Here is a 19,586-nt window from a genome sequence, read left to right as displayed (position 1 = left end):
GTCATGAACCCAATGCGTGGAATTTAAGTGTTCACGATAAAACCGGAATCGGTGTTCACCATCACCGGAATACGCAACTCTAAAAATAATTATGTTTTTTATTAGGTAAATTTCTTAAACAACGAGAAATCGCTTGAAAACATCTATTACAGTAAGTGATTTGAATTGATAATTTGCCTATCTGTTATACGAAAGCTAATCGGTTTACTTCGAGGTAGAGTTTATTTAGGCCGATACTTTGCGGAGTAGCAACAGCGCATCTTTATTTTTCATTACATAAAGAACTTGTATTCATGGGCAGTTATAGCCGTGGATTGCATCACTCAATAATTACCGGCGGTCTGCTCTGTGCCATAAGCCGACCTTGAGACACATAGAGATTAAGACTGCAAAGATACGAAAGCGGAAGTTAGCTTTGGCCTGTTTAACGACAAATATTCCGACAAAGCAGTCATGACTATTAGTTTATTGTTAAATCTAATCTTTCTTTTCGTTCATCTACTCAATAACCCCACGCTAAACGTGACTTTAGCGTGGGGTTAGAGTTCACAGTAATTTTATCTGGATAGCTCTTTTATTTTTTTCTCTGAAAACCAGCGATATAAAACAGGTAAAACAAATAATGTTAACAGTGTTGCAGTTACCAAGCCGCCAACAATAACACTCGCTAATGGGCGCTGTATTTCTGCACCAACACCATTAGACATTAACATCGGTATCAAACCTAAAGCTGATGTTATAGCAGTCATAAGTACAGGTCTTAATCTTGAAGTAGCGCCTTCAAAAACGGCTTTAGATGCTTCTAGACCGTCTTTAATACGTTGGTTGATACTTTCTACCATAACGACCCCATTCAATACCGCTACACCAAATAAGGTAATAAAGCCAACGGAGCTTGGTACAGACAAGTATTGTCCAGATAAATATAAGGAGAAAACTCCGCCAATTACAGCAAGCGGCACGTTGACCAATATCAGCATAGCTTGACCAACAGAACCAAAGGCAAAGTAAAGTAGTAGTGCGATTAGTGCTAACGATAAAGGTACAACTATAGCTAACCTATTTTGAGCACGTTTTTGACTTTCGAACTGGCCGCCAATCGAAACAGAATAACCTGAAGGTAAGTCAACCTTTTCAGCAATTACCGTTCTGATATCGGCAACCACGCTTCCCATATCTCGATTTTGTACATTTGCTTGGATAACGACTCTTCGTTGTACATCATCGCGTCTAACTTGTGGTGGGCCTGACTCAAATGAGACTGAGGCTACGTCACCCAGCCGCACCCAAGCACCAGTAGGTGATTGAAGCCGAATATCAGCAATAGCTTCTTTGTTACTTCGGTACTCTTCCTCTATGCGAACGTAAATATCATAACGTTCATTACCATTGATTATTTGTCCGGCTTCAACACCACCAATACCATCACGCACAACCTCCATTATGTCACTCACAGACAATCCAAAGCGTGATAGTTCTTGCCTGTTAGGACTTATCACCAATTGCGCTTCACCAGCAATTTGCTCCAATGCAACATCCCTTGCACCTTCAATGTTTTTAATTGCTGTTTCTATTTCTTGACCTTTAGCCGCCAGTACCTCAAGTTCAGGCCCAAACAACTTTATCGCCAACTGAGCCTTAACACCAGATAGTAGCTCATCGACACGAGTCGCAATAGGTTGAGAAAAGTTGAGTAGCAACCCAGGGAATTCTTCTAAAGATCTCTCCATTTTTCCTTGAAGTTCATATCGATTAGATGCACTGGTCCACTCAGAAACAGGCTTCAACCCTATGTAAATTTCGATGTTATTCACAGGCTCTGGGTCTCCACCTATTTCTGCTCGACCAATTCGGCTTAATGCATAGGTTACTTCAGGGAAAGCCATTAGTTTTTCTTCTAGAATTGGTGCCACAGTGAGCGCGGTATCTAAACTGGAAGAAGGTGCAAGCGTTGCTCTTAAGTTTATCGTCCCTTCTTCTAACTCAGGTACAAATTCAGTACCAATTAATGGAACTAATGCAAAGGCAGAGAAAACTAATATAAGTGCGGCTGAAATGACTAATTTGGTGCGTTTTAGTGCGAATGTAAGCCCTTTTCTGTAGAGTTTGTCTAATGGCCTAAGAACAAAGCTTTCCCTCTCTTTTACACCTGACTTAAATAAATAAGTAGCTAAAGCGGGTACAACAAACAACGCAACCACAATAGCAGATATAACAGCTAAAATGATGCTTATTGCCATAGGTTGAAATAACTTTGCCTCAACACCTTCAAAGCTAAATAAAGGCGTAAATACGACTAAAATAATAGAAGCTGCAAAAAATACGGGACGAGCCACTTCTTTACCCGCATTTTGAAGACGTAACTTAATACCATGCTCATCTTGTTCTACATCATGTGGATCAGTATCAGCACTAGGCACTCTTTCTTTTACAGTTTTTAAATGGGTAGAGTCTGGTCTATTTAAATGCTTAAACATGTTTTCAACCATCACGACTGAACCATCAACTAGCATACCAATGGCTACGGCAATGCCACCCAATGACATAAGGTTTGCAGAAATGCCCCACCAAGCCATGATCATTAACGCGATACCAATTGAAATTGGAATAGATATTAGGACAAGGAAGGTTGCACGTATATTCATTAAAAATAGTGCTAATACAATACAGATGAAAATAAATGCTAGTAATAGTGCATCAACTACTGTATCAACGGCTTTTTCAATCAAATCAGCCTGATCATAAAATGGTTCAAAGCGAACACCTTTAGGCAATGCTTGATTAATCAATGGGATTCTTGCATTGATACCATCAATGGTGGCTTTAGTATTAGACCCCATGCGTTTTAAGACAATGCCAGAGACAACTTCACCTAAATTTTCGACTTTACCGTCTTCGGTTTTGCGCGTCATTGTGACAGCACCTTGACGAATTTCACTGCCCATTTCAACTTTAGCAATATCCGAAACCGTCACAACTGTCCCATCAACTGTTTTGACGGGAACTTGTTTGATATTACTAATACCAGCGTCACCACTTTCAAACCAACCTGCACCTCTAATAACAAGCTGCTCTTGCCCACGGTTCATATACCATCCGCCAACATTGGCATTGTTGTTATCTAGGGCACCAACAACGTCTTCTTGCGTTAGGTTATAAGAAAGAAGCTTAGATGGATCTACATTTACTTGGTACTGCCTAACAATACCTCCAAAGGAGAGTACATCAGTAACACCATCGACAGGCATAACGAGTAATTTTACTACCCAATCATTGAGACTCCTGAGTGCCATAGCATCATAGCCTGCATCTTTATCTGAAATAAGAAGGTACTGAAATACTTGGCCTAGCCCTGAGGTGTTTGGCCCCATTTCGGGTGTGCCGACACCTTCTGGTATCAGTTCTTTTGCGGCTTGAAGACGCTCAAATACAAGTTGTCTTGCAAAGTAAATGTCGGTGCCTTCTTTGAAAACAACCGTGACGCCAGACAAGCCTGTTTTAGAAATTGAGCGCACTTGTTCTACATCAGGTAAGGCATACATGACCGCTTCAATGGGGTACGTAATGAGTTGTTCAACTTCTTCAGCAGCTAGTCCTGGCGCTTCAGTATTTACAGCAACTTGAACATTAGTAACATCAGGAAAGGCATCTAAATTTAGTTTTGGTATAACCATAATTGCGCCGACAATTGTGGCAAACAGCGCAATCAAAATCAGGAGTCTATTATTAACAGACCAATCTATTATTTTATTAAACATAGTCTTGCTCCTTAGTGGTTATGCGGATCAAATCCGCCTTTAGCGATTTCAGAAGCAACAAAAAATGCGCCTTTGGTTACAATTCGCGTCCCACTATCAAGGCCAATGATTTCCCTAAAATCACCTAAGGCTCGGCCTAGTTCTACTTCTACAGCTTTAAATTCTCCAGGGTGGTCTTCGACAAATACGGTCCAATCACCATCTGCGCTGCGGATCAATGCTTCTTCTGGCACAGCCATCACTTTCTGCTTTGTGGCAAACTGAAAGTAAACTTTTACAAACATACCTGAATGAAGGTTATCATCAGCATTCTGTACCCCCAATCTAATAATTCTTGTACGAGTTACGGGATCAATTGTATGGGCTTCTTGGATAACTTTGGCATTGTAACTCTGGCCTTCTAATTTAAGTACCGCAGGAGAATCAATTGATAAATTTAGCTTTTTATTTGGAGAAACTTTTGCTTCAACCCATAGTTGTTTTTCATCAGCTAACAACATGACTGAATCCCCAGCATCAACACGTTGCCCTTGGATAAAGTCGTCTTGAAGCACGACACCTTCACGGTGCGCCGTTAATGCATATTGCCCAAATGCTTTAATGTCTTTGTTAGAAATACCATTTATTGCTTTTTCAGTTAACCCTAAAGCAATGAGCTTGCCATAGCTCGCATTGTATGTTGTTTCAGCTTGTAATAATCGACTTTCACTCACCGTCTTATTACCCAGCTTTTTTACACGTTGCCATTCGGTTGAAGCGATTAAATAGTCAGCTTGTGCTTGTGCCATTGCTTCACTAAATAATGTAACTAACTTCTGACCTATTTCTACATACTCGCCAAGCGCTGCATGGCGACTGATAATGACTGACTCTGTACGTGGTGATACCACATAACTTTTATAGCCATTAGCTTTTATTTCGCCAGGTGCATATACGGAGCTAAATTGATATTCAGGCTTAACACTTTCCACTTTAATTTTAGCAAGCGACATCTTTTTTGGATCAATAGTGATACCTTCTTCATGTTCTTCTTCTCCCTCTTTATTACCACCTTCATGGCCGTGCTCGTCATGGTCACCTTTATCTTCTTCATGTCCCTTTTCGTGTTCATGCTCATCTTGATGTTCTTTTTCTTCTTGTTTCGAAACGTTTGTGACAGAACCAGTTCCATCTGACGACTGTGCAAAAGCATCATGATTTGTAGTAAACCCAACTAACAGGCTGCTAATTACTACGGCTAAAAATTTTTTACTAATTACTGTATTCATTTTTGTAACCTATATTTTTAATAAATTTAAGATTTCGTTTTTCGCTACTGAAAAAACAAAGCGCTCAAATCTCAAATTTGGATAACTGACCCATACTTAAAATGAAGGATATTTCTGCAAGCTTGAATTGATTTTCCAAACGTATTCCTGCATGAAGCCCTTCCGCACGTTGATTTAATGCAAGTAAGTAGTCAGAAGTATTAATATCACCAGCTTGCCAGCGCTTATTTAATAAGTTTTCGCTGCTATCTAATCTGCCTTTTGTCAGTTTTTGCCATTGCTCATAATATTTTCTACTGACATTAAGCGATTCATAATTAGCTTTTGCTTCAAAAGACTGCTTTCGATATACCGACTGAAAATTCGCCTCGGCTGCAATGGCTTCTGAATAAGCGGCTTTAACATTATCTGTATAGTTATTTCTGATGTTTAAAGGCATTGAAAAAGTCACACCAACCAAGTCTTCATCTCCACTTTTCCCTGCGCTAACGCCAATGGTTGGATTAGCTTTAGATTCCATAGTGGTTAGTTGAGCTTTAGATTGTTGTCCCTTCCATTTCGCTCTAGCAAGTTTAACTTTTGGATGTTCCTCAACCCACTGGGAGTTAAATGAGTAGCTTGTTGCTCCAAAAGTAAATGAAAACAAATTGGTAGTATTAGGCGTCCAATCAGGCAATAACTCCTGAACCTTTACCTCTGCATTTTTCAAAGCAATTTGAGACTCAGATATTTCACTAAAAATTTGCGACAAGTTTAAATAGACTAGCTCAGCGTCAAGTGGCTCTAGAAGTCCAGCTTTTCGTTTGTCTTCAACAATTCCAACGAGCGTTTGCAATTGCTCTTCTCTTTCTGAAAGTAACTGAGCAGCTTTTTTTGCTGCTTGCCAATTAACTAATGCAGTTAAGGCATTAGCCTTTTTAGAATCGAGTAGAGATAACAATTGTTGCTGGTTTGCATAAACATCAATTTCACCAATGGTTTTATTTGTTGATTGCTTATCCCAAAAATCTATCGTTTGACTGATACCAATAGAGTAATTATCAAAATCACCTTCTTTTTCATAGCTTGCTTCAAGCTCTGGGTTATATACGGCTTGAGTTAAGCTTTTGGCTCTATGATTACTTGCATTAAGTAACTCTTTAGCCGCAACAACTTCGGGATCTTTATTTATTTGACTATCTAGCCATGAAATACTTTTCTGTTTGCCATAAGTGGCAACTGAAAAACTCACAGCCATGCATAAAGACAGGGTTAAACCTGTATTTTTTAAAAATATATACATAAAACTTCTTAATTTTTTAATTTATAAACACGAACCCTTTATCCTTCTCATGGACAAATAGGTCATTAAAAATCAATCTAATTAAGAAATGGGTGGGCGAAGTATCGCTTCAAGGTAAGTATTTGTTTGATCAATTTGATAAGGCGTTTTATTGATAATGTTTAGTTTGCCCGTGGTATTTGAATTACTGACTAAAATCCAAGATAAGTGGCTGCCACTGCAATGACCGCAGTGATGACAATCTTTTTCATTATGCTGCTCATCACCTACATTATCATTTGAGACATTTCGATCATCTGCATGATCATGTTGAGTTTGAAGGTGCTCTATATCTATTTGGTGATTCTCAGATGTTGAGGATGCTACAGCAGTTAACGATTGTAAAACAATCGAAATAACCAAGAGCATTTTTAGTACAACATTAAGGTTCAAAGTTATCACCAGTTAAATATAGTATTTAAAATACTAGCAGAAACTATTTTCTTAAACTAGCTTTTCAATTCAGTTTCCACGCTTTTACATTAAATAATTTTTTATTTGACTCTATAGCCACTATAGATTTTATACTTATTTTAATATTATTACGGAGTGTTAAATATGTCAGAAAAATGTAGTGGTCAGTGTCAATCATCTTCTACCAATGAAGATGTAAAAATTGATACACAATTAGATAACTATAGTGGCGCGTTTGTCAGTACATTTAAAGTACCTCAAATGGACTGTCCTTCAGAAGAGAGATTGATTAGGTTAGCACTTGACTCAATTGAGCCTTCAGTTGGGTTGCAATTTGATATTCCTAGCCGTTTAGTCAAGGTTTTTCATGATGAAAATTTAGATGAGATAACAAAAAAATTACAACAACTCAATCTCGGTGCAGAGTTGGCATCAACTAAAGAAAGTTGCAGCACCGAAGCTGCAAAAGCAAAAGATCTAGCCCAAAAAAATGAGATGAAAGAAGCATCAACGCTAAAATGGTTGTTAGCCATTAATGGAGTCATGTTTTTTATAGAAGTAATTGCTGGGATTATTGCGCAATCTGCTGGCCTTATTGCCGACTCATTAGATATGTTTGCTGATGCTGCTGTTTATGGTTTAGCTATATATGCTGTCGGTAAAAGCATAAGCATGAAACTTAGAGCGGCACATATATCTGGTGTACTTCAAATTATTCTAGCGCTAGGTGCTTTGAGTGAAGTCGTAAGACGCTTTATTTACGGTAGTGAACCTATCTCTTCTTTAATGATGATATTTGGTGGAATAGCACTAATCGCTAACATTGCTTGTCTGTTTTTAATATTTGGCAACAAAGAAGACGGCGCTCATATGAAAGCGAGTTGGATTTTTTCCGCAAATGACGTAATCGCAAACGTAGGTGTAATCTTAGCTGGCTTATTAGTTACAGTAACTAGCAGCCGTTATCCAGATTTAGTGATTGGTTTGATTATTGCTGTTGTCGTTTTAAACGGTGCTCGCCGCATCTTACAGCTAAAGTCTTAAGTAGAAAGTAGTTAAAAGAATGCACCCGTCATATTTTAAACCATATATATCATACGTGATAATGATTTTAATCGCGGTGCAGTCTGTGTTTTTTTCGCAAGAAGAGATTGAAGGAAACTTAATTGAAAGTTCTTTTAATATATCACTAACTGAGTCTATTACCCCGCTAAAAGCTCCTGAAAGCTCTAATTTATTTGAGGAGGGTAATAGCCAAACTTTAATTGATAATTGTAATTTTTGTTGCTGCTGTCAGTTATTTTTAAATACAGATTCTTCTTGTAATATTTTACAAGCAATAGAATATTTCCCTACCTACGCCTTAGTTTCCCCTGAGCTAAAAGGCTATATCTCGGTGCCATTCCGCCCACCTAAATACGCCTAAATTTTATAGAAAATTAAGAAAGGTCAAATGTTAATGACCTAAATATCACATATAAATTTATAGGAAAGTATACATGGCACTTAATACCTGTGTGCATCGCAAGATAGCAATTTTAAGGTGTGTAACACCTCGGCTTAAATATATCGCGTTTCTCGCTTTGTCACTTTTTACATTTAATGTTTATGCCTTTGAGAAGCAGTTAAACCTTCAAGAGGCAATTCAGTGGACGCTTAAACAAAATCCAGAACTTAAAATATTTGATTTCAAGCAAACGGCATTAATTGGACGAGAACAAATCGCAAGTTTAAATCCTGCTTATGAACTAGAGCTTGAAGCTGAGAACTTTGCAGGCTCAGGTGAATTTAATACATTCGACAGTGCTGAATTAACAGTCGCTCTATCTTCGGTTATCGAAATGGGAGATAAACGCTCAGCGCGGATTGGAATTGTTTCAAAATCAAGAACACTACTCACTGCTGAAAAAGAAGTCTCTGCGCTTAATTTAATGGCTCAAGTCACTGAGAAGTACGTGGAAGTACTTGCAGCCCAACAAAGAGTTATATTGGCAGAAAATGCTTTGAGCTTAGCACAAGAAACCTTAGAGATTGTATCTCAGCGTAACCGCGCAGGTGCTACTCCTGAGGCTGAAGTGAAACGCTCAAAAGCAGTTATTGCTCAGGCTAACCTCACCCTTCAATCTGAACAAAAGCGCTTGGAATATTTGAAGCTCTCATTAGCAGCCTACTGGGGGGAAAACTCTGTAACCTTCTCTGAAGTACAAGGGGATCTTTTTCAGTTTGGCAATGATAGTGACTTTAACAGCCTTTTTGCGAAGTTAGAGAAGAACCCTGCTATTCAAATCTATGCAAGTGAGCAGCGACTAAAAGAGGCCGAGTTACAGTTGGCTAAAACAGAGTCAACGGCCAATATCAAATGGTCTGTTGGTGTTAGGCGCTCTCAAGAAGCCAATGATACGGCACTGGTCGCTGGCTTTAGCTTACCTTTGTTTGCTGAAAAGCGAAATTCTGGCGCAATCGCTAGTGCGCTAGCAGAGCGTGACCAAGTTGCCATAGAGAAAGAGGCGACTAAGTTAAGATTTAGAAATCACTTACTACGAGCATACTCCAATAGAAAACAAGCCATATTAACAGCTAATTCATTAAAGCAGTCGGTTATCCCAATGCTTGAAGATGCACTGGAAGATACTCAAGACGCCTATCAAAAAGGTCGATATGGATATCTTGATTATGTATCGGCTAGACAAGAGCTGTTAAATGCTCGGCGAACCCTTATTGACGCGGCATCTGCTGCCCTAATTTATGGCGCAGAGATAGAAAAACTAACAAACGAAGCGCTGTCACTCTAAATAAACATCACTTTAAGTTTAATAACAATTTATTGATTCAGTGATTAACTGAATCGTTTAGGAATTCAAAATGAAAAACTATTTACTCGCACTATTGATTTTTATTGGGTATCTATCACCCATTCAAAGTGTTTTCGCTAGTGAAGATGAACATGAAGGCGAAGAAGGCATAAGCAAAATCGACAATAACATGGCAAAAAAGGTTGGTGTTGAAACAGCCTATTTAGCTTCAAAAACGTTGAACCAAACTATCCCTGTATACGGCTCTACGACGATAGGCGCTGAACAATTATTTCAAGTTAGCGCTAGATATAACGGCGTTATAAAGACAATAAACTTCACTGTTGGTGATACGGTAAAAAAAGGCGATCTATTAGCCGTTATTGAATCTAATGAGAGCTTAAATACTTATAAAATAACATCGCCTGTTTCTGGGACTGTTTTACAGCGAAATGGAAATATTGGCGGTATCACGCAAAACACTAGCTTGTTTGAAATCGTCAAATTTGACACCTTGTGGGCTGAATTTAAGGTGTTTACCAGCCAATATAATCAAATCAAAGTCGGTCAGCATGTTGATATTGAGCAAGGTGAACACGCATTCAGTTCAGTCATCACTAATATTATTCCAGCTAAAGATCAGCCTTATGTTTTAGCACGGGTACGATTAAACAACACTGAGTTAAAGCTAACGTCAGGTCAATTATTAAAAGGCAACGTAAAGATAAACCAATTTGAGGTGGATTTAGCGGTCGAGAAAGTTGCCATACAAGAGCTAGGTGGACAATTAGGTGTCTTTGTAAAAGAAAATGAAGAGTACGAGTTTGCACCACTTGTCCTTGGTCGTTCAGACAAAAACTATATCGAGGTCATTGATGGCCTCAGTAAAGACGCTGAATATGTAAACAAAAACAGTTATCTGATTAAAGCAGATATCTTGAAATCTGAAGTAGAAGACGACGATTAGGAGACGCAATATGATTGAATCAATTTTGCGTCTTGCAATAAATAGGCGCTATTTAGTATTAAGCTTGCTGATGGTAATCATCGGCGTTGGTATGTGGAGTTATCAAAAACTTCCCATTGATGCTGTTCCAGATATAACAAACGTACAGGTACAAATAAATACCTCTGCCCCCGGTTATTCACCTTTAGAAGCGGAGCAAAGGGTAACTTTTCCAGTAGAAAACGCATTAGCTGGACTACCAAAGCTGTCTCACACCCGCTCTCTTTCAAGATATGGTTTATCCCAGGTGACCGTTATCTTTGAAGAGGGAACCGATATTTATTTCGCACGCAACTTAATCAATGCAAGATTAGCTGCGATAAAAGGCGTTATTCCCTCTGGCTTAGAGCCAGAGATGGGTCCTATTTCCACAGGGCTTGGTGAAATATTTATGTATACCGTACAAGCTTCTCCTGACGCTAAAATGCCTAATGGAGAGCCTTATACCGCTATTGCCTTAAGAGAAATACAAGACTGGATCATTAAACCGCAATTGGCTCAAGTTAAAGGCGTCATTGAGGTCAACAGCATCGGCGGCTATAACAAGCAGTATCATATAACGCCGAAACCCGAAAAATTACTTTTTCATCAGGTAAGCTTTGAAGACGTTTCTGATGCATTACGTAAAAATAATGATAACCGTGGCGCGGGTTATATTGAGCAAAACGGACAACAAGTGTTAGTGCGCTCCATCGGGCAACTTGCGACAATGGATGAAATCCTCAATGTCATCATCAAAAAGAACGATGGTATTCCTGTAAAAATAAGTGATGTTGCCAATGTTGCTATAGGCAAAGAACTTAGAACAGGGGCTGCTACTCGTAATGGCATTGAGACAGTGCTTGGTACAACCATGATGCTGATTGGTGAGAATTCTCGCACCGTTGCTTTAGAAGTGGAACATAAGCTCAGCGAAATACAAAAATCTCTGCCAAAGGGCATTACCGCAGAGCCTGTTTACGACAGAACAACGTTAGTAGATAAAGCGATTGCAACCGTTACCAAAAACCTCGTTGAAGGTGCGCTTTTAGTTATTGTTGTGTTATTTATTCTACTTGGAAATTTACGTGCAGCTCTCATTACCGCTGCTGTTATCCCTATTTCCATGTTAATGACAATCACAGGTATGGTGCAAGCAGGAGTATCTGCCAATTTAATGAGTCTCGGCGCATTGGACTTTGGCTTGATAGTGGACGGGGCTGTAATCATCGTTGAAAACTCTGTCCGTAGGTTAGCACAGGCCCAACACAACGGTCATAGGCAAGACTTAAGAGAACGCCTAAATACCGTTTTTGAAGCCACTTCAGAAGTGATACGTCCAAGCTTGTTTGGTGTGGCAATTATCACTGTTGTTTACATCCCCATTTTCACGCTAACTGGCGTTGAAGGGAAAATGTTCCACCCTATGGCGGCAACTGTCGTTATGGCGTTAATTTCCGCAATGATCCTTTCAGTTACACTGGTTCCTGCTGCTGTAGCTGTGTTTATGAAAGGTAAAATCAGCGAAAAAGAAAGTGTAGTTATTCGTTCAACCAAGTCTATTTATGAACCATTGTTAAAAATGGCGATGAAATTTCGTTGGATTATTGTTTCATTCTCAACGCTGTTAATGGGGTATAGCCTTTGGTTAGCAACTACGCTTGGGACAGAATTTGTTCCTCAATTAAATGAAGGTGATATTGCACTACAGGCATTAAGAATTCCATCGACTGGCCTAGAGCAATCAGTAGAAATGCAAGAAGTACTTGAGCAACGTATTAAAGCGTTTCCTGAAGTTGATAAAGTATTCTCGCGCATTGGCACACCAGAAGTAGCAACCGACCCAATGCCACCGAGTATTGCTGATATCTTTGTTATTTTAAAACCACGTAAAGAATGGGCCGAACCTTCAAAACCAAAAAGTGAATTAGTTGAAGAAATGGAAAAAGTACTGAAAAACATTCCAGGCAACAACTATGAATTCACTCAGCCTATTCAAATGCGTTTCAATGAATTGATTTCTGGCGTTAGAGCTGATGTCGGCATCAAAATATTTGGTGATGATTTGGATCGGTTATTACTTACCGCAAAAGATATTCTAAATATTGTGAAAACCGTGGATGGTGCCGCTGATGCTCGAATAGAACAGGTCACAGGTGTTCCATCTTTATCAGTAATTCCTAAACGAGAAGCGCTTGGTAGGTATGGATTGAACGTTACCGAATTGCAAGACTGGGTTGCCACTGCGATTGGCGGTGAATCTGCGGGGATCATTTATGAAGGTGACAGACGGTTTGAGTTAGTTGTTCGCCTACCAGAGCAAATAAGAACGGATATCGATAGCTTGAAGCATCTGCCGCTTCCACTTGAGAATGGTAACTATGTGCCAATTGAAGAAGTTGCAGAGCTTAAATCAGAGTCTTTACCCGCGCAGATTAGCCGAGAGAACGGAAAAAGAAGAGTTGTGGTTACCGTCAATGTTCGTGGTAGAGATTTAGGCGGTTTTGTAAAAGAAGTTAAAGCTAAAATTAATCAGGAAGGAGAAATTCCAGCAGGATACTGGCTTGATTATGGTGGAACGTTTGAACAACTAGAATCAGCAAGTAAGCGATTAAGCCTAGTTGTACCGATAACATTGGTTGTTATCCTAGGTATTTTGATTATAGCATTTGGTTCATTAAAAGATGCATTAATCATTTTCAGTGGCGTGCCTTTAGCATTAACAGGGGGCGTATTTTCACTTTATTTAAGAGACATGCCCTTATCAATTTCGGCAGGTGTCGGCTTCATTGCATTGTCAGGTGTCGCAGTATTAAATGGCTTGGTTATGTTGGCTTTTATTCGAGATCTTTGGCATGAAAAAGGCGACCTATACGTAGCGATCATTGAAGGTGCCATCATTCGTTTAAGACCTATTTTAATGACGGCACTGGTCGCAAGTTTAGGTTTTATTCCAATGGCGTTAAACACTGGAATTGGTGCAGAAGTACAACGACCACTAGCAACAGTTGTTATCGGCGGTATTGTATCTTCTACCATTTTAACTTTGTTTGTATTGCCTATTTTATATCAATGGGCGCATGGCGCTGAGAGTAACAAACAGCAATCCGACGAAATCTAAAAGCAAAAAAGCAGCTTAATTACTAAGTTATGCCTAATTAAGCTGCTTTTTATATTGTATGCTCCAAAATTTTATTGATAAAACTTACTCTGCTTCATCCCTACAATTTTCATTTAAAAACTCAAACTCTATCGTCGTATGCGATAAATGATAGGAAGATAATTTAGCTGCAACCTCTTGTTTAAGCTTAATTAATTCTTTAACGTCAAAGTTGTCACTCAGCTCAAGGTGCGCTGTTAAAACGTGACTTTCACCATCCAGTGACCAAAAATGCATATGGTGTATACCATTTACTTCAGGAAATTCAATTAATGACTGCTTAATACGCTCTTGGGTCTCTTTATCGGGTGCAGCTTGAAGAAAAAGCACCAATGTTGATTTAAGATTTTTGAAAACGTTAAATAAGATAAACAGCGTAAACCCTATTGATAATAGAGGATCTAATATCGGCAGTTCAACGAACAACAATACAATAGAGACTATAAGAACGGCAACCCAACCGAGTACATCTTCAAGTAGGTGCCATGTCAGCACTTTTTCATTTAGTGTTTCACCCGCTTTTAATTTGAATACCGCATAACCATTTACGGCAACACCGAGTATGGCTAGCCCTAACATCCCCTCAACTACAGGCATTTCAGGATTGGACAGCTTAGGTATTGCTTCAAATAAAACCCAAATAGAGCCGATAATCAAAACAATACTATTTACCAATGCACCAAAAAGTGTAAGTCGGCGATAACCATAGCTGAATTTGTCTGATGCTTCTTTATCTGAAAAACGACTTAAAATCCACGCAAAACCTATTGAAAGACTATCACCAAGATCGTGAACGGCATCCGCCATTATCGCCGTACTGTTTGTGAGCCAACCACCTATAAATTCGATAATGGTAAATATCACATTAAGGAAAAATGCCCAACCAATCCGGTCGTCTTTACCATGCTGATGACTGTGACTATGGTTGTGCATTTTGTACCTCCAGTACTTTTTTATTTCTTATTTTTGATACATTCATATTAATCAAATGTCGGATCACTCGTTGATACAACCAACGTTTTACACCTGATAGATTAGTACCTTTTTCGAGATAGAACTTATCTGGTGAATCATAAAGCCCAAAGTCGTCATGAATACCTTCTTTTTGAATATAGGTATCCTCTCCACGCCAATCCGTACCGGGTGAAGATAAGCACTTTGTTGCAACACCATAACCACAAAACTCATCTTTTGCTTGGCTAAATTTCTGCTGTAGTGAGCTTAAGTATTGCTCATCCAATATAAAGCCCTCTAAGTTTATCCAACGCCCTTCAAAGTAAACTTCTACCCAACTATGAATGATGTATTTAGGTGCTAACCAAAATACAAGCTTAGGATAGCACCTTTTTATAGTTGCTGATCAATGGTAAAACCTTGGAAACGACACTGGATACCTAGTCCACGCAATAGTGCCATTAACAGATTACCCTTAGTATTACATTGTCCATAACCATCTGCTAGCACATCGCTTGCTGAAATATCATCACTCTTGTTATAGCCAAACATTATTTCATCTTTTACAAACTGATAAGCGGCACCAATTTTGTTGAAATTATCCAAATTTTTCCACCCTCGTTGATCGATCAGGGATTGGATATCTTTGTGTTCAAAATTAACGATATTCGTATTGTTTAAATATTTCTCAGTCATTTTTATATATCCCTTTCGTTGCATACCTATACTATAGATCCTATAGTAACTATAGAGTCAAATGTCTGGGGGAAATTGATGAAAATAGGCGAATTGTCAAAAAAATCGGGCTGTTCAATACAAACGATTAGATATTATGAAAGAGAAGGATTACTGTTAAATCCAAACCGTTCAGAAGGTAATTTCAGGCTGTATGATAGTAAAGCACTTAAACAATTGGAATTCGTAAAGCATTGTCGCAGCCTAGATATATCACTCAATGATATTAAACGTCTTATCGAATTAAAAAATAAGCCAGAAGAAAGCTGCTCTAGCGTTAATGCATTAATTGATCAGCAACTTGCACTAGTGAATAAACGTATGAAAGAATTAAGGGCGCTTAAAGCTGAATTACAACAGATGGCAAGTGCTTGTGGTTCAGACAATACAATTGAAGCGTGCGGCATCATCAAATCATTGGATAGCTAAACTAAATATAACTTTAGATTAGTAGTATTCACAAAGGCAATAATGTAAACCATTGGCAAATTAGCACAATCATTAAATTTAAATGTAGAAACCATTCGTTTTTATGAACGAGAAGGGCTGATTACACAACCTGAAAAACCAATATCTGGTTATAGACAATATGACGAAACAATAGCAGGACAACTTAGGTTTATCACAAAAGCCAAAGCGCTCGGCTTTACGTTAAGAGAAATAAAATCGCTAATGTCTATGGACAGCAACTGCACTCAAGTTGAGCTATTAAGCCGACAAAAGTTAGCAATCATTCGAGACAAAATTAATGACCTTCAACGTTTAGAGAAAGTAATTGTGGATATGACAAATACCTGTATGCAAAACGAAGATCCAACACATTGCCCCATAATTGATTCATTAAAATGATTGACTCCGTACTTATATACGGAGTTTAGAATGATGGTAATATCAACCAATAGACTTTCAAATGATAAATAAAATATTAGACAGAGTAGGCTCTAGTGGCGTTTGGCTAGCGGCACGGCCTGCTTCCCTGCATTAAGGTCACTTGCATCGGCATTAGGACTAGGCTTCTTCTCTCACTTCGAAGGAATAGCTGTAAATACGCTTTTACCTATTTTTGCATCTTTGGAACTATTGGTAAACCTTATACAACTGGCACAAAAATAAAAACCATACCAGAGCTGTCTTCAGCATTCTAGGGCCTGTAGCAGTGCTATTAACGCTTTATCCTCTTTGGCTATATGATTGGAGCACATACCTATTTTACTTTGGTATTTGCTTAATGGTCGTTATGTCGGTTTTGGATATCGTAAAACCAGTAAGGGAGCAAACATGCAACGTATGGCTAATTGCCGTCGTTGAAACGATTAACGGTCAATGTCTGCTTTTCGCTCAAATAAGACCCAAAAAATGGCTCATATAGCTATCTAGGTTAACGCTTTCAAAAAACAGAAGTATATTTCCGATAACTACCTTTGAATCCCTATAAACGGAAGTTTGCTTCCGAAATATAGCAATATTGGGTTAGAAACCGGAAGTTTACTTCCGTTTTGTACTTTAAGATTATAAGTAGGTATCTAATGAAAGCTCGGCAGTCCAACTCGTTTTTGCCCCAAAACGAGTTAACGTAAATGCTCTAAGGGCGGCTTTGAGCGAATAGCCGTCGTTCAGAAATAGTTCGTTGTATGTCGGCAATAGGGGCGAAAGCAGACATACGATGCTGAGCTGTACTTCAATTTTTATCAAAACTTATTTATGGCAGTAACACTACAATTGAACCATCCAGAGTTATTAAATAAACGTCTATAAAGTAAGCAAGAAGCAATGTTGTCTTGGATTATATTTTTATAGCTCCGAACCATTCCGTATGTCATTCTGAGAATTGACAAAATGTGAAGCCCGTTGTCTCACAATTTGTTGATGAGGGCTTTGTTGCTCGCGTAAAGTGCGTGTCTACTGGAGTAACTTTAGTGCTATAGTTTAATACAAAATAGCGATAGTAAAGTTAACCAAATACTAGTCAATTTTTCCAACAAGTGACTGGACTCACAAAAACATAATCATTAAACCTTTTAAGTCATTGTTTTTTGGCATAATTTATATTGGCTTGCTAATTGCTTAAGCATTATTAGTTAAAACCGTAATTTAGTTAGTTCGATGAAATACATCAAATTGCCATATATTTTAATTTAAAGGTACGATTCTTGAAAATCCTATTCACATTATTTGTATTATCAATAACTCTTTCAACGTCAGGATGTGTCAGTTTAGTTGACATCACTGGCGCAAACGAAGGCCATCTCATTGATGGAAAATGGATGGAGTACAAGGTTAAGCATCCGGGCTTAGATATTAAAATAATCGAACCTTATTCACCAAATTTACTACCTATTTCTACCGTGGGTAAAAGTTCACCGTTACCACTAACGCACACCGTTATTTTTGGCACAGAATCTGAACCTCATGAATTGAAAATTGTTGGGAGATATAAGAAACAGATATATTTCGACGGTAAATCATTCGGAGAAATTTGGTTAGGAAGTATTTTAATTAATGATGGAATACTTACTATCGATGATAAGGAATCGGCGAAGTCTTCCGCAAGATAATCTCCGGACTCGTAAAATGTTTTGTTTGAAAAAAAATGACCTACACCATGTTAATTAAAGAGAGTTATTATCAATGAAGAAAATTATTATCGTAGTATGTTTAATTGCCTTATCGATTAGCGCGTGGTTCATCCTACCTAAACAAATTAATTTAAGTGAAGGCACCCAATCGCTTGATGAGTTGGTAACTGCTTTGATGATAGAGGCTGCAATACCCGGCTTAGCAATAGCAAAAGTGACCAATGGTGAAGTTTCTTTCATTGATACATATGGCAAAGCGAATATTGAAACAGGTTTAGATGTTACGCACGACACACAATTTAATATCGCTTCAATCAGCAAACCAATCATGGGGATAGCGCTGCTGCGTTTGGTAGATCAAGGTAAGCTTGATTTAGACAGCGATATAAATGATTACTTGTCTTTCCATATTAATAATCCAAAGGTTGAGAATGAAAAGATTACAATAAGGCACTTGGCAAGCCACTCGTCAGGAATAGATGATTATTATGATATCGATAGTTATTCTGAAAACAAAGATCCCGAAACAACGCTAAAGCAACACCTTAAATCTCTGCTTACCAAGTCAGGAAATAAATATGAAAATGGCATATATTTTTTAGAAAGTAAGTCAGGAGAATTTCGCAAATATAGCAATCTTGCTGCCGGTCTTGCTGGTCAAATAGTTGAGGAAGTTACCGGCTCAACGTTGGCTGAATACAGCAATGCTGAGCTTTTTGGTTTACTAGGAATGCGAAATGCGAGCTGGCGACTAAATGATTTAAAGTTAAATAATATAGCTGTACCTTATGAAGTAAAACAGTGCATCCCTTATATTTTTATATGTGCAAATACGGAGTCGTCTATAACTAATCACATTATTGGCCAATACTTTAACCCACCAATAGAAAATAAACAGTTTTTACCCTATCCGCATTTTGGAAACCCACAATACCCAGACGGTGGCATTCGTGCAAGCATTAAGGAAATGAGCCAACTCCTAGTATCAGTTTTGAAAAACGAAGATAGTAGTGGTAATCAACTACTATCTGACGAAGCATACAATGAAATGTTTAAGTTACAACTTCCTCCCGATGTGTCGAGCAATCAACGCTTCTTCTGGCGAGATAGAAACGGATTGACGGGTCATATGGGTTCTGATTTGGGTGTTTTTACGTCGATATACTTTGATATGAATTCTAAAACAGGATTTATAATTCTGATGAACCGGGGGGCAGACGCGAAAGCAGGCGAAGCAATGCAAAAAATAGTCTCTTCACTTATAGAAAATGAATAACTTATGCTTATTAGAGGGAGAACGTACAAATGAAAAGCTGTTGGATGTAACATGCGTTTGTATCACCCGATGTTCTTCTGAACCTTGTTAGGAGGATGAACTGTCTCCTATGGAAGCAGAGTTGACCATCATAGCTAACCATACGAATGTCAGGAAATGGCACAAAGCGCTAATTGACTGAAGTGCATTGTCAGTCGGCTATGAGCGAGAAGCAGACGGTCGGTTAAACTCGTTTTTGGACAAAAATGAGTTAGAGCTGAAGGACGGCTCTGTGCCAAAAGCAGCCCTTGAGTGACTTAGTGATAAAGGCTGCAATGATACGATTGCTGACATTTCACTATTTCTTT

The 19,586-nt window shown here is 38.5% G+C and carries 14 protein-coding genes and 1 pseudogene; 9 read left to right on the top strand and 6 right to left on the bottom strand.

The window, feature by feature from the left end; translation table 11 throughout:
- Positions 1-557: 557 nt before the first annotated feature.
- The 4 genes from HC000_RS16125 to HC000_RS16110 form a co-directional block, all read right to left on the bottom strand.
- Positions 558-3,758 (bottom strand): CusA/CzcA family heavy metal efflux RND transporter, encoded by a 3,201-nt coding sequence (locus HC000_RS16125; protein WP_004588883.1) that lies wholly within the window; start codon positions 3,756-3,758, stop codon positions 558-560.
- 11 nt (positions 3,759-3,769) lie between these two features.
- The gene (locus HC000_RS16120) at positions 3,770-5,026 is read right to left on the bottom strand and encodes an efflux RND transporter periplasmic adaptor subunit (RefSeq protein ID WP_010388432.1); all 1,257 of its coding nucleotides are present in this window, start codon (positions 5,024-5,026) and stop codon (positions 3,770-3,772) included.
- 64 nt (positions 5,027-5,090) lie between these two features.
- A complete protein-coding gene (locus HC000_RS16115; RefSeq protein WP_010388430.1) occupies positions 5,091-6,308 on the bottom strand; it encodes a TolC family protein in 1,218 nt (405 codons plus the stop codon).
- Between the two features lie 81 nt (positions 6,309-6,389).
- A complete protein-coding gene (locus tag HC000_RS16110; RefSeq protein WP_227006932.1) occupies positions 6,390-6,749 on the bottom strand; it encodes a hypothetical protein in 360 nt (119 codons plus the stop codon).
- Positions 6,750-6,905: 156 nt separating this feature from the next.
- On the opposite strand from HC000_RS16110, the gene HC000_RS16105 reads away from it, so the two are divergent.
- The 5 genes from HC000_RS16105 to HC000_RS16085 all read left to right on the top strand — a co-directional run bounded on the left by HC000_RS16105 (position 6,906) and on the right by HC000_RS16085 (position 13,659).
- Positions 6,906-7,805, top strand: a complete 900-nt coding sequence (locus tag HC000_RS16105) for a cation diffusion facilitator family transporter (RefSeq protein ID WP_002962256.1) — start codon at positions 6,906-6,908, stop codon at positions 7,803-7,805.
- 85 nt (positions 7,806-7,890) lie between these two features.
- Entirely contained in the window at positions 7,891-8,187 is a 297-nt protein-coding gene (locus HC000_RS16100) for a hypothetical protein (protein ID WP_232007049.1), read from the top strand.
- Between the two features lie 73 nt (positions 8,188-8,260).
- Complete coding sequence (locus tag HC000_RS16095) at positions 8,261-9,553, top strand: TolC family protein (protein WP_179808152.1); 1,293 nt, start codon at positions 8,261-8,263, stop codon at positions 9,551-9,553.
- 70 nt (positions 9,554-9,623) lie between these two features.
- Positions 9,624-10,520 carry an efflux RND transporter periplasmic adaptor subunit gene (locus tag HC000_RS16090; RefSeq protein WP_002962254.1) on the top strand — a complete coding sequence of 299 codons (897 nt, stop codon included), beginning with the start codon at positions 9,624-9,626 and terminating at the stop codon, positions 10,518-10,520.
- Between the two features lie 10 nt (positions 10,521-10,530).
- Positions 10,531-13,659, top strand: coding sequence for a CusA/CzcA family heavy metal efflux RND transporter (locus tag HC000_RS16085; RefSeq protein WP_002962253.1), 3,129 nt, complete (start codon positions 10,531-10,533; stop codon positions 13,657-13,659).
- A gap of 84 nt (positions 13,660-13,743) precedes the next feature.
- On the opposite strand, the gene HC000_RS16080 is transcribed toward HC000_RS16085, so the two are convergent.
- Positions 13,744-14,631, bottom strand: coding sequence for a cation diffusion facilitator family transporter (locus HC000_RS16080; RefSeq protein WP_002962252.1), 888 nt, complete (start codon positions 14,629-14,631; stop codon positions 13,744-13,746).
- Positions 14,618-15,348: pseudogene (locus HC000_RS16075) on the bottom strand (transglutaminase family protein). Before HC000_RS16075 ends, HC000_RS16080 begins: the two are co-directional and overlap by 14 nt.
- A gap of 78 nt (positions 15,349-15,426) precedes the next feature.
- On the opposite strand from HC000_RS16075, the gene cadR reads away from it, so the two are divergent.
- The 4 genes from cadR (at position 15,427) to HC000_RS16055 (ending at position 19,239) form a co-directional block, all read left to right on the top strand.
- The gene (gene cadR / locus HC000_RS16070; protein ID WP_002962247.1) at positions 15,427-15,816 is read left to right on the top strand and encodes a Cd(II)/Pb(II)-responsive transcriptional regulator; all 390 of its coding nucleotides are present in this window, start codon (positions 15,427-15,429) and stop codon (positions 15,814-15,816) included.
- A gap of 51 nt (positions 15,817-15,867) precedes the next feature.
- On the top strand, positions 15,868-16,236 hold the full coding sequence (locus HC000_RS16065) for a MerR family transcriptional regulator (RefSeq protein WP_028834999.1): 369 nt from the start codon (positions 15,868-15,870) through the stop codon (positions 16,234-16,236).
- Between the two features lie 1,301 nt (positions 16,237-17,537).
- Complete coding sequence (locus HC000_RS16060; protein ID WP_218911043.1) at positions 17,538-17,942, top strand: hypothetical protein; 405 nt, start codon at positions 17,538-17,540, stop codon at positions 17,940-17,942.
- Between the two features lie 73 nt (positions 17,943-18,015).
- Positions 18,016-19,239 (top strand): serine hydrolase domain-containing protein, encoded by a 1,224-nt coding sequence (locus HC000_RS16055; protein WP_179808150.1) that lies wholly within the window; start codon positions 18,016-18,018, stop codon positions 19,237-19,239.
- Positions 19,240-19,586: the final 347 nt, after the last annotated feature.

The organism is Pseudoalteromonas sp. MIP2626 (genome assembly GCF_013414205.1).
Lineage (GTDB): Bacteria > Pseudomonadota > Gammaproteobacteria > Enterobacterales > Alteromonadaceae > Pseudoalteromonas > Pseudoalteromonas nigrifaciens.
This window is presented reverse-complemented; position numbering and strand designations above follow the sequence as displayed.